Here is a 13362-nt window from a genome sequence, read left to right on the forward strand (position 1 = left end):
AATACGTTGGAAGAATTGATACCACGCAAATATCCATTTAAACAAAAGGCTAAAAAACACCTATTTAACCACTTGTGCCTTTCAATCGATTATCAGTAAGTTTAAGTCTATAAACAAAAAAACCCGCTATAATAGCGGGTTAAATTTTTTATGTTGAAAAGGGTATTAAACTTAGATTAAAAGCTTTTTAAAAGAATAAGCCCAAGTATTAAACATGCAAATGGTAAACTTAATAGTAATCCAATATGATGTTGATTGGATTTGCTTCTATTAAATTTAGCATTTAATACTTTTCTGGTTTTACCATTATACTTTAACCAATTTTTTAAATGAATTCCAATAGCAGATATAACAAACAATATCCAAGCTTTATCACTTGAAATTGTAGATACATTCATTTTGTTTAAAAAAGTGGCAAAGAACATCCCTAATAAAAACAATACAGCTATTTGTAGAGCTGAAATGTAAATTAATGCAATAGTATTAGCCTTTTGCTTAAAACGTGTTTTAAAGGTTGTAAAAACGGTAAAAAAGAATTGATCGAATGTTGTCATATATTATATAAAAAAACCCGCTACAAAGTAACAGGTTTTTTAGTATTTATTTTTATAAAATAATTATTCTGCTGTTATTTTTACATTATCTACTTCCCATGTAGCTGCTGAAGAACTATCTGAAGTATATTTAATTGCGATAAACAAGTTACCACCTGCTGCTGCAGATACATCTAAAACACCAGAATCTGTCCATGAAGACCAACTTCCGCTATTAGTATCTAAAGTTGCTGGTAAAGCTACCCAAGTACCATCTGTATTTGGATCACCACCTGCATAATCTGTAGCATAAAACACTTCGATATCATTACCATTATAACGTTTTACTGTTTGAAAAGTTAAAAATGCACTTGGTACAGAAGATAAATCTATAGGTAAAGAGATTAACCAATCTTCATTAGTTTGTGCTCCTCCAGAGAATCCAGACATTGTTGCACTGTCATTTGGGTTACCAAATGTATTATAATACCATTCTTGTGTTCCTGTAACACTATATGGTGTCCATTTGTCAAGGTTACCTGCAGAAAAAGAATCTTGGAATAATGGGTCACATCTTAAACCATCCATTACTACATCATCTGTAGTATTTAAGTTTATTATTAAATCGTAACCATCATAGGTTTTGTTAACAATACCAGAAATAGAACCTTTACCATCTGTTGGTATAACAAGGTTTTTAAATGATGCAAATGTACTAGACTCTAAAGTAAAAGTAGAAGAATCTGAACAACTCTCTATGGCTCTTTGTGAATCATAATCGTCTGTTGGGTCAACATAAGGTTTATTTTCTAAACTAGCCGGAAATTGTACATCCATTAATTTAACAAACATACCAATGTGTGCTTCTGAAACATCAGATAAGTTTAATTCTACAGGAACTAAAGTTTCTGTAGTTGAAGATCTAAATAAATGATTAGGAATTTGATTTGATGTCATTTCTAAAACATCATTATCAAAAGTATCAAATTTACCACCAATTGTTACTACATCATCACCTGTATTAGTTTCACCAATATATAAGTCTTTAAGATAAATATATACTTCTCTACCTTTATTAAATTGATTATAAGTATCAGATTGATTTAAAACTACTTTTAAAGTTTGTGTTGGATCTGTTGGGCTATCTTGTATAAAAAATTCTTTATAAAAATTACCCGTTTGATCACTAGATGACACATATCCTTTTACTGCTATTTCAGTTTCAAATTGAGTTGCTTCATATTGAACAAAATTAGCTTTTACTTGGGTCATAGTTTGTAATTCTACTTCACCTGACTGTATTTTAGCCAATAAACTATTTAAACCAGCATTCTCTTCAGAACCTTGAGTTTGAGGCACTGAATAATCGTCATTTTCTACACAAGATGTTACAGCTATTAAAGCCATAAAACTTAGTGCTAATGTTATTAATTTATTCGTTTTCATAATTGTAATATTAATTATTATTAATTTTTCTTTTCCTTTTTAAAATCTAAGATACACATTTACAAAGTAATTAGCGCCTCTACCATACCAGTATTTAGGTCCAAAAACTCTTTTTTCAAGGCTTACATCATCACGTAGTGCTCTATAATCTGCACGTCTTCCTTGTTCGTATCCTCCTGTTTTATATTGCTTATCTAATAGGTTACCTACACTAGCAAAAAAGCCAATAAATTTATCTCCTATTTTCCAAGATTTACCTCCTACTAAATTTACAACCATATAATTGTCAAATTTTTCTTGTTTTAATAAGCCTTTAGCAATTTCTGGGTCATAATCATTATAAGGTAATCCATCAGCATCAGTATAAAACTCGTTAGATCTTGATAAAGGGCTTACATCTATATAAGCATTATCAAAAAAGTTAGCTGTTGCACCAAACCACCAGTAATCTGGATCACGATACTCAAACCCAACAGAATATGCTGTTTGTGGACCACCAGCAACTTTATAGTCTTTTAAGTTTGAAGTACTAACGACTCCAGATGTATTAACTACATCTCCATTTTGTGTATTTATAAAATCTTCTGATGTAGATGTCACATATAAATCTGGATTATTATTATATGTATATTGGCCCACTGAAGCTGCACCTTTTAATTTAATAGTTGGTGTTACTTGAGCTTCTATTCCTAATTCTCCACCAATATGTTGTTTTTCTACTCCAGATAATACTTCTTGGATAAACCCTGTAGTACTACCTTGTGTAAAGAAGAAAGATACTTCATTTGCATCTTCTATTTTAGTATAAAACCCAGTGATTTTTGCTTTTATTATTGGTGATCTAAAAATATAACTTGCATCTGCAGATGTTATTTTCTCTTCTGTGATATTAATATCAGAATTATTTACACCATTAATAACACCTACATAATCATGACTCTCTCTTGAATTTGTATAAGTATTTCTAATTGAAGGAGCTTTAGCAATATAACCACCATTAAAATCTAACAAATGTTTTCCAGAAATTTTATATGTAAATCCTGCTTTTGCACCAAAACCTGTAAATTCAATTTTATCTCCTTTACCAAAAGAATTGTCAAACTCAATGCCATTTTCTATATAAACTTGGTTTTCGTTTTTATATAAACCTTCTCTTTGGTAATCTGTTTTTGTTACACTACCAGATAAGTAAAAGTCTATTTTGTTATATTTAAATTGTGCTTGTGCAAATCCAGATAATTCGTTTACAAATAAGTTATAGTTATATCTAAACTTATCTCCTACAAATGCGACTTGATTAGGATTATTTAAATCAAATTGATTTTGACTAAATGAATCCACATTTAAAGCTCCAGTAGTACTTCCTAATAAGTCAATGATTTCTGCAAAATTTTCAGAATCAAGTTTCTTATAATTTATAGCAGCATTAAATAAAATGTTTTCGTTTATCTCTGTATTAAAAATAGTGTTTAATGTTAATTGCTTATCATCATTTCTATCTTCATATAATGCATAAGCTGCATTAACACCAATTGTATTATTAGTTAAGTTAGCATCTATAATTCTGTCCCAATTTATTTGTCCATCGTTAATAAATTGTTGTTCAGCTTCATAAGCACCTTCTAAGTCTTCGTCTTCTAAAAAATAACTTGGTAAATCTTGATAATATGCAGGACTTGGATTTGCACCTCCAGCATAATCTAAACGACTATTTCCTACTTTACCAAATTGGTAACCAACATTGGTATTTAAACTTGTTTTGTCTGATATATCCCAATAATGGTTTAATAGTAAAATTGGTTCTTCGACTTCTTTAATACGAGAATTTTTTTGTTTGTCTCCTAAATTTCCCCAAAACTCATTATACTTAATCCCTTTTAGGTCGTATACTTCTTGTGTATTTGCAGAAGATTTTCCTCTTCTATTTGGTGCATAGATAGAGGTAAAATTTAAACTATGCTTATCGTTAATTTTCTTTTCTACAGAAACAAAAAATGAATTTGAGTCATATAACGTTGCATCTTGGTAACCTTCGTCTCCCCAACGTCTTCCAATCATTAATGTATAAGCCCAACCGTCTTCCATTAATCCTGAAGCATAACTTGCCATTAAACGATTAGTGTAACTTCTATTTGAAGACGAGTAAGTAATACGTCCACCCTCTCTGTAATTAGAAGCTCTTGTATTAATGTTTGTTGTTCCTAAAACGCCTCCAAAACTGTAAGCAGATGGTGATAATCCTGTACTTAACTCTTGGCTACGTACAACATCATTTAATCCTCCCCAATTACTCCATTGTGGACGACCTGTATCTTGCTTATTCATCTCTACACCATTAATCAAAACTTTTGCGTTGTCTGAATCTAACCCTCTTACTCTGAAAAAAGAAGAACTAAACTCAAAAGCTGCTGTACGTTGAAAAATGTCTCTTGAAGACGATAATAATCCTGAAATATTATCAGATCCACTTGTGTCATCATTTAACTCATCATCAGATAAAGTAATTGTAAACAAATCTTGCTCATTAGAAATTGTTACATCTAATGTCATGTCCTGAATGTCAACTGTTTTACCTTCGTTTACAATAATAGGATAACGTTTTGTGTCATATCCTTCTTTTTCAATTTTAAGGATTTGCTCTCCTAAAGGGACTTGGCTTTTAAAAATAAATTGTCCAAAACCATCAGTTTTTTCAGATACATCTGAATCTTGAATGGTTACTGTTACATCTGGAATTGGCTCGTCTGTTACTGCGTCCTTTACACTACCTTTAACTGTGGTCTGAGCGACTAAAGTAAACGTTGAAAAAATCCCGAATAAAAAAATTAAAAAATTTTTTTTCATACTAGAAATTATAGTTAATAAAATATTGAAGCTTTAAATAATGATTATTTAATGCTTGCAAATTTACATTATTTATAATAAATATCTACTTTTGGCAGGAGTTTTGTATTAACATAACTATAACATAATATTACATTAAATGAAAAATTTAAAATTCTGGCTTACTGCTCTTTGTTTAACAGTTGTTTTTTCTGTTAACGCTCAAGAAAAAAAGAAATTTAAAGTACATACTGTAGCTTTTTACAATCTTGAAAATTTATTTGATACAATTAATGATCCTACTAAAAACGATGAAGCTAGTCCAATGATGGAAATTAAAGCTGATCGTGCAGGAATATATAAGAAAAAAGTGCATAATATGGCACGTGTAATCGCTGACGTTGGTAGTGATATAACTAAAAACACTCCTGCTTTGGTTGGTGTTTGTGAAGTTGAAAACGTTAATGTACTTGAAGATGTAGTTAATGACCCTTTATTACTAACAAAAGATTATGGGATTGTTCATTTTGATGGTCCTGACAATAGAAGTATTGATGTTGGTTTACTTTACCAAAAGTCTTTATTTCAAGTGGTGTCTAAAAGCACTCACACTTTAAAAATTTATGATGATCAAACGCGTAAACGTATTAATACAAGAGATCAACTTTTAGTTACAGGTAAATTAGAAGGTGAAACCGTACATGTTATTGTTAACCATTGGCCTTCAAGACGTGGTGGTGAAGCAAGAAGTAGAGCTAAACGTGTAGCTGCTGCAAAACTGAACAAAAACATTATGGACAGTTTACAATCTGTAGACCCTTATGCTAAGATTATAACGATGGGTGATTTAAATGATAACCCAACCAATGCTAGCGTAAAAGATGTTTTAAAAGCCGAAAAGAAAAAAGAAAAAGTAGATTTTAAAGGTATTTATAATCCCTTTATTGATATGTTTAAAAAAGGATTAGGAACTGGAGCTTATAGAGATTCTTGGAGTTTGTTTGATCAAATCATGGTAACTAAGCCTTTTTTGGATAAAGACTACTCTAATTGGACTTATTATAAAGCTGGTATTTTTAACAAAAATTACTTAGTAAATAAAAAAGGACGTTATAAAGGTTATCCTTTAAGAAGTTTTGCTGATGGTGGTTTTACCAATGGATTTAGTGATCACTTTCCGGTTTATGTTTATTTAATTAGAGAAATTAAAGAGACTAAAACCACTGATGAAGTTGAAGAAACTGAAGATTAAAGCCTATATATTTAAAATAAAAAAAGCGACCAAATGGTCGCTTTTTTATTTCTATAAATTTAACCATGCTTTCCATGGTATTTTTGCTAAAACTAGTATTAATGCCAATGTGTAAAATATAGCAATAGTTTTAAGCTTCTTCTCTGATGTTAATTTCTTTTTATGTTTAGAATACCCAATAGTAATTAATATTACTGCTATAATCATAGTTAATGGATGCTCTACTACATTTGATCGCATGGTTGCGTTTTTCATGATTTCTCCCATACTCATTTCTGCAAAATAGTCTGAAGCAAACCACAAAACTATTCCTATTAATAAATGGATGTGAGATACTATTAAAGTAAATAATGAAAACCTGAAGTCTCTTGCTTCATATTCTTTTTTAGCTAATGTTTTATATAAGGCGTTAAAAGTGGCTACCAACATCATAAATAGCACTAAATAAGCCCAATAAGAGTGTAGCATTTTTACAGTTGAATACATATAGTTTAATTTTTAAGTTAGAGGTTAAAGGTAATAATAATTGTATAAAAAAAGCCTCTTCAATGTGAAGAGGCTTTTTAAAATCTATTTATTTAGATAGTATTAGAAGTTGTAACGTACGCTAAAGTTCCAAGTTCTACCTAAACCAAAGTAACCTCTGTTATTTACATTTATTCCATTAAATGATTCATCTCCAGCTTCAACTTGGTTTGCAGAAGATAATTCAGAAATATAAACAGAATCAAATACATTGTTTACGTTTAATCTCATAGACATAGATCTATTATCGCTTTCACCTAATAACATTTTATAAGATAAACCTAAATCCATTAAATCAAAAGAAGGCAACTCTAAGTTTTCTTTGATTGCTCCTACATCTGCATAAAGATTGTCATTATATCTGTAGTCTGCATCAACGCTAAATCTTTCTGCTACTTGATACACAAACCCTAAACCAGCTGTAAACTGAGCAGCATCTCCTACTTTACCACCATCTACATCTTCTTCTTCAAAAGATAATACATTATTCTCTTCATCTCTTGTAGTAGTTCTTGAATTACCTACATACTCCCAGTTACCCATAGAAGCGAAACCTTTTAATCTTAATTTATCCATTACTTTAGCAGTAAAATCTAATTCAACACCAGAGTGTAATTGCTCAACACCTTCATTAGTAATAAAAATTAAGTTATCACTTCCATCTGTATCAGAAGAAGTTGTTACTCTATCTTTCCATGACGTTCTGTATAAGTTAAGGTTTGCAGAGAAAGTAGGACTAGAATATCCATAACCTGCTTCAAGACCAAAAATCTTTTCGTTTTCTGTTAATGGATTTACTTGGTTAGTAAAGTTTAAGTAAATATTATCGTGGTAAGGTTGACGAGAATAATAACCAGCATTAACATATACGTTATTGTTTTCGTTAATAATATAACCTGCTCCAGCTTTTACGTTGTATCCAAAGTTACTTACTTTTTCAGCTTCAGTTCCATCAGTAATAGATTCTCCTGTATCTGGATTAACAAAATCAGCATTAGTATCAGCTTCTACTTGACTAATTAATTCGTTGTCAGCATATTGATATCTATCTGTTCTTTGGTGTGATTGGTTTGATGCAGCACCTTGAAAGAACACTGATAAATTATCATTAGCATACTCTAATTGAGCAAATAAACCTCCATAGTTAATAGTCTCTCCATAATCCCAAGCTATACGTTGGTCTTCTGAAACAGTATTAAATGTTGCTGTCCATGGGTTAGCTGCGTAACCTTCAGTAACCACTACGTTTTTATATGTTCCAAAACTACCATAAGTTTGGTGGTCGTTATTTTGATCCACTAATCTGATATTTTCTTGCCAAGATGTTAAACCATGGAAGTTTTCTACCTGACGGAAGTGTGTTCCTTGGTAAGTTCTTAAATCCAATCCAGTGTTTAAAGTTAAATTTTCGCTTAAATCAACTTCTAAGTTTGTTACTAATCCATACCAGCTATGTAAATTCATAGATGCACGTGTTACGTAACCACCTCCTGCTGCAAAATATCCACCTTCACCATTAGCGATAGCATTGTTTGAAGCATGTATTGCATTATAATTAATCAATCCATCAGCAGTACGTGTTTTATTACCACGTCCTCCAGTACCTCCTCCTCGTCCCCAAGAAGCGTATAGTACTGTTGATAAATTCATGTTATCATTTATTGTATAATCCCAGTTTAAGTTAGCAACTGGTTTGTGGTAAAAATTTCTTCTTTCAGTTAAGTACTGATTACCTAAATAACCATAATTATCGTTGTATTTTCTTCCTTTTTCTAAATAAGTAGAAATAGATTTAGAAAAGTTTTGATCGTGCCATTGTGGAGCTCCAGTAACTAAAAAGTTAAAGTTATGAGTTTCATTAGGCTTATACCCAAAAGATAAAAAATATGTTTGACCTTCTCCGAAAGTTCCCATATTATATCCATCACCTTGCCAGTGTGTTAATAATGCAGTTACACCAAAACCATTTTCCATTAAACCTGTACTATAAGAAGCAGTTGTTTTAAGATAGTTATTATTTCCAACTGTAGTTTTAACAAAACCACCTTCTCTTTTATCTGTAGTTTTTGTTACAAAGTTTACAGTACCTCCAACAGAAGATATTGCTAATTTAGATGACCCTAAACCACGTTGTATTTGAATTCCGTTAGCAACATCATTCATTCCAGACCAGTTAGACCAGTACATTTTACCATCTTCCATTCCATTAATAGGCTGTCCATTAAGTAAGAAAGCTGTATTATCTTGTTCAAATCCTCTAACTGCAATTCTAGAATCTCCAAAACCACCAGATTGACCAGCTACATAAACTGAAGGTGTATTAACTAAAGATGTTGTAATGTCTCCAGAACCAATTTTTTCTTGAATTTCTTTAGCTCTAATAGTTGATACAGCAATTGGAGTTTGTCTTCCTTCTGCTAAATCAATTACACCTGTACCTACAATTACAATCTCTTCTAAAGCATTTTCTGATGCTATAGATACATTACCTAAATTAGTGTTACCACTAAATGGCAAAGACACTTTACCGTAACCTACATAAGAGATTTCAATTACTCCTGAGTTAGATTGAGTTGTTAAAGTAAAATTACCGTCAAAATCTGTTGTTGTTCCGTTTGACGTTCCTTTTTCTACTACACTTGCACTAGGCAGTGGAGAGTTTAAATCAGCATCCATAACTGTTCCAGTTACAGTACTTTGAGCCATTGTGAATGCAGAGAACATTAATGCTACTGCAAAAAACATAACTTTAATTGTGTTTTTCATTTGATTAATTTAAGAGTTGATTGTTTCAAATTTTGTGCAAAAATAAGACATTTTATAGTTGCAATATTAACTTAAGGTTAACATTTTTTTGCTTAACAAAGTTAAGCATAGTTTTTAGTGTATTAATTAGTTAACACTCAAAACTATAAACAAAGTTTTTAACAAAATTTAACTTAATTTTTTGTAGAATTCTAACAAATTTGAAGTGGATGTGTCATGATTGACAAAAGTGTTATTCTTAAATTCGGATAAGATTTTATTAGCTAATTGCTTTCCTAGCTCTACTCCAAATTGGTCATAACTATAAATATTCCATACAATTCCTTGTACAAATATTTTGTGTTCATACATTGCAATTAATTCTCCTAAACTTTCTGGAGTTAATTTTTTAATTAAAATCGTGTTTGTAGGTTTATTACCTTCAAACACTTTAAAAGGAGTTAATTCTTTTATTTTTTGGTCTGAAACATCTTGAGTTTTAAATTCAGACACAACTTCAGCTTTAGACTTTCCATTAAGCAAAGCTTCTGTTTGAGCAAAATAGTTTGACATTAACTTGTCTTGATGCTCCTTATTACCATGTAAGCTTTGAGCAAACCCAATAAAATCTGCTGGAATTAGTTTTGTACCTTGATGGATTAATTGAAAAAAGGCGTGTTGCGAGTTTGTTCCTGGTTCTCCCCAAATTATTGTTCCAGTTTGATAATTAACTTTTTCACCGTTTCTATCTACACTTTTTCCATTACTTTCCATTATACCTTGTTGCAAATAGGTTGCAAACTGAGTTAGGTATTGTGTATATGGTATTATGGCTTCGCTTTCGGCATTAAAAAAATTGTTATACCATATGCTTAATAGTGCTAAAATTACAGGAATGTTTTTATCAAACGTCTGGCTTTTAAAGTGAGTATCCATTTTATTAGCACCAGATAAAAGTTCCTCAAAGTTTTTATATCCAACTGCTAAACTAATGGTTAATCCAACAGCACTCCATAAAGAAAAACGTCCACCAACCCAGTTCCACATTGGGAAAATATTGGCTTCATCTATTCCAAATTCTTTTACTTTTTGAATATTAGTTGATACTGCAACAAAATGCTTTGCTACATCATCATTAGTTGCATATGTTAAAAACCAATCCCTTAATGTATTTGCATTTGATAACGTTTCTTGTGTTGTAAATGTTTTTGAAACAATTACAAATAAAGTAGTTTCTGGATTTAACTTTTTAATGATTTCATTAACATGGTCTCCATCTACATTACTAACAAAATGTGTTGTTAAATGGTTTTTGTAATACTGTAAACTCTCTACAACCATTGCTGGTCCTAAATCACTTCCTCCAATTCCTATATTTACAATATCTGTAAACGCTTTATTAGTATATCCTTTTAATGTACCTGTAGTAACTTGATTTGTAAATGCTTTTATTTTGTTTTTTACTGAAACTACTTCAGGCATTATATTTACTCCATCTACTAAAATAGTATCTGTTGCTTTAGCACGTAAAGCTGTGTGCAATACCTCGCGTCCTTCTGTTTTATTAATTACTTCTCCTAAGAATTGAGCATTAATTGCTTCTTTTAGTTTCGTTTCTTCTGCTAATTCTAAAAGTAATTCTATAGTCTTTGGTGTTACTCTGTTTTTTGAATAATCGACATAAAAATCTTCCCAATTAATAGTCATTTGATTTGCTCTGTTTGGATTTTGAGCAAATAAATCTTTCATTTTTAAATCTTTTACATCTTCAAAATGATCTTTTAATTTTTGCCAAGCTTTTGTTGTGGTAGGGTTGATGTTAGGTAATGCCATTATTTTGATAAAGTAATTTCGTTTTCTTGATTAAATTCTATGTCTAAAATCTGATTTTCTTCTACAGGAAGTATAAATTCTATATCGTCTAATTGGACTTTTAAAGGTTTTACAAATTTTAAATATTTTGCTTTTAAACTATCCGAAATAGGTTCGGCTTCTGGAAGTTTTTGTTTAAAAGGGTCAACTTCTTTTCCGTTTTTCCAGAATCTATAGCATACATGTGGTCCAGAGGTGTTTCCTGTCATTCCAACCCATCCAATAACATCTCCTTGCTTAACAAAATCGCCAATCTTGGCTTTTCTGCTTTTCATATGAAAATATTTAGTTGTATAGGTACTGTTATGCTTTACCGCTACAAGATTACCAGCTGATTTACTATAACGAGATTCAACAACAGTTCCGTTTGCGGTAGCCATAATTGGTGTGCCAATATTTGCTGCAAAATCGGTTCCTTTATGTGCTCTTACTCGGTTTCCATAAAGTGCAATACGCCTATTTAGGTTGTATCTTGAAGAAATACGCTTGTACTCTACAGGTGCTTTTAAAAAGGCTCGACGTAAGTTTTTTGCCTCTTCAGAAAAATAATCTTTTATCCTTTTTATGGTATCTGTTTCAAACTCAAAAGCATAAAAAGGTTCGTTATTATGCTCAAAATATGCTGCTTTAATATTCTCTATTCCTGCATAAATGGTATCGTCTATATATTTTTCTGTATATATAACTTTAAATTTATCGTTTTTTTGAAGTCTAAAAAAGTCAATAGTCCACGCGTAAATATCACTCATTTTGTAAGCCAACAATACACTTTTACCTTGTTTTGCTAAGGCTTCAGAAATATTAGACTCTATAATTCCAGACACTTCTTTTTCGACATATTTTATAGGTTTTGTACTAGAATATGCGTGAATAGAATCTTGAAAATTTATGACAACGTAATCTGTTTTTGTAGGCTGATAAATAAAACATTTAGGTTGTTGTAATGAATCGTTAGAACACAGTAATGTATATGGCTTACCTATTTGAAGTCTTCTAATATCAAAGGTGTCTTTGGTTTCTTGAGTAATTTCAAATATTTTAGAGTAGTCTATTTGGTTACGCTGAAGAATCTCTCCAAAGCTATCACCTTTTCTAATAGTGTCACGTTTAACAACATAGTTATTTAGATTAAAACCAAACTCGTAGAATTGTTCTGGCTCTAATACTGAAGCTGCTTTTAAAGGACTAATTGGGTCATTTTTACATCCTATTATTGAAAATGCAAATACTAAAAGTACTACACATTTTTGCCCCAATCTTCCAGTTCTTTTTTGGTCCATAAGTCTGGAAAAAATATTCTTCTTTGATATTTTGGATGCATATATTTTACCCATTCGCTTCCTCCTGTTGCTTCTGCTGTTTTCCCACCAATATTTAAATAGTGGTTAGCAGTGTTATAATGTGCCATTACCCAAGTAATGTTTACTGTATAATCGTAATGACGCATTGCTTTGATTAAATCTTTGTCTTCTTTAACCTCTTGAGGTAAACTTTTAAAAATAGTCCACAAATTATGAGTGTTATAGAATTCTGCAAATCTAATAAATTCGTCCTTGTATTTCTCTTCAAATACTGTTAATGTGTAACTTTTTTTACCAGTTTTATAATCTTTTCCTGCTGCTTGCCAATATAAATGTTCAAAAGCGTGCTCAAAAGAAGTGTTACGATCTATTGAATCTCTAAAACGGTTATCGATAAGATTTATTAATTCTGTAGAAGAAAATTCTATTTTTCTGTATTGCGCAGATTGAAATCCACTTGCTGGCGTTAAGGTATTTCTAAACTTATTGTATTGCGCAACATCCATTCCGTCTTTCATAACAGTAAATGAAGATGTTAGCACGTCAAAATAACGACTTATACGCATAATTTTTGTTTCAAAAAAGGCAGCTGTAATATTGTCCTGTTTTGCAACTTGATCTATTTCCCAAAGGATCATTTTAAACAACAACTCATTTACTTGATGGTACATTAAAAACACCATCTCATCAGGAAGTGTAGTACGTTGTACTTGTAAGTTTAAAAGTGCGTCTGTTTGAATATAGTCCCAATAATCTATTGGTTTACTATGCAATAAACCTTCTAAATGTGTGTCCACATTTTGGTCTAATGCTTTGTATTTTTCTTCTAATTGGTTTGTTAATTTTTGGTCTACACTCATTATTA

General features: G+C 30.9%; 9 protein-coding genes. 1 reads left to right on the top strand and 8 read right to left on the bottom strand.

Annotated elements, in window-relative coordinates; genetic code table 11:
* Positions 1 to 176 precede the first annotated feature (176 nt).
* From SJY17_RS02620 to SJY17_RS02630, 3 genes are all read right to left on the bottom strand, one after another.
* Positions 177 to 554, bottom strand: coding sequence for a hypothetical protein (locus SJY17_RS02620; protein WP_397363900.1), 378 nt, complete (start codon positions 552 to 554; stop codon positions 177 to 179).
* 63 nt (positions 555 to 617) lie between these two features.
* Positions 618 to 1979: a DUF5689 domain-containing protein gene (locus tag SJY17_RS02625; protein WP_397363901.1), complete on the bottom strand. Its 1362-nt coding sequence runs from the start codon at positions 1977 to 1979 to the stop codon at positions 618 to 620.
* Positions 1980 to 2018: 39 nt separating this feature from the next.
* Positions 2019 to 4823 (bottom strand): carboxypeptidase regulatory-like domain-containing protein, encoded by a 2805-nt coding sequence (locus tag SJY17_RS02630; protein WP_397363902.1) that lies wholly within the window; start codon positions 4821 to 4823, stop codon positions 2019 to 2021.
* A gap of 139 nt (positions 4824 to 4962) precedes the next feature.
* Between SJY17_RS02630 and SJY17_RS02635 the strand changes: the two genes are divergently transcribed.
* On the top strand, positions 4963 to 6054 hold the full coding sequence (locus tag SJY17_RS02635) for an endonuclease/exonuclease/phosphatase family protein (RefSeq protein ID WP_397363903.1): 1092 nt from the start codon (positions 4963 to 4965) through the stop codon (positions 6052 to 6054).
* A gap of 51 nt (positions 6055 to 6105) precedes the next feature.
* Here SJY17_RS02635 and SJY17_RS02640 read toward each other — a convergent pair whose 3' ends face one another.
* The 5 genes from SJY17_RS02640 to SJY17_RS02660 all read right to left on the bottom strand — a co-directional run bounded on the left by SJY17_RS02640 (position 6106) and on the right by SJY17_RS02660 (position 13357).
* Positions 6106 to 6540, bottom strand: coding sequence for a hypothetical protein (locus SJY17_RS02640; protein ID WP_397363904.1), 435 nt, complete (start codon positions 6538 to 6540; stop codon positions 6106 to 6108).
* Positions 6541 to 6642: 102 nt separating this feature from the next.
* Positions 6643 to 9345 carry a TonB-dependent receptor gene (locus SJY17_RS02645; RefSeq protein WP_397363906.1) on the bottom strand — a complete coding sequence of 901 codons (2703 nt, stop codon included), beginning with the start codon at positions 9343 to 9345 and terminating at the stop codon, positions 6643 to 6645.
* Between the two features lie 168 nt (positions 9346 to 9513).
* Positions 9514 to 11157, bottom strand: a complete 1644-nt coding sequence (pgi, locus tag SJY17_RS02650; protein WP_397363908.1) for a glucose-6-phosphate isomerase — start codon at positions 11155 to 11157, stop codon at positions 9514 to 9516.
* Positions 11157 to 12476, bottom strand: coding sequence for a peptidoglycan DD-metalloendopeptidase family protein (locus SJY17_RS02655; RefSeq protein WP_397363909.1), 1320 nt, complete (start codon positions 12474 to 12476; stop codon positions 11157 to 11159). The genes pgi and SJY17_RS02655 overlap by 1 nt, the downstream gene beginning before the upstream one ends.
* Positions 12434 to 13357, bottom strand: a complete 924-nt coding sequence (locus SJY17_RS02660) for a tryptophan 2,3-dioxygenase family protein (RefSeq protein ID WP_397363910.1) — start codon at positions 13355 to 13357, stop codon at positions 12434 to 12436. Before SJY17_RS02660 ends, SJY17_RS02655 begins: the two co-directional genes overlap by 43 nt.
* Between the last annotated feature and the right edge of the window lie 5 nt (positions 13358 to 13362).

Origin of the sequence: Olleya sp. R77988 (assembly GCF_044594215.1) — a bacterium.
Taxonomy (GTDB): domain Bacteria; phylum Bacteroidota; class Bacteroidia; order Flavobacteriales; family Flavobacteriaceae; genus Olleya.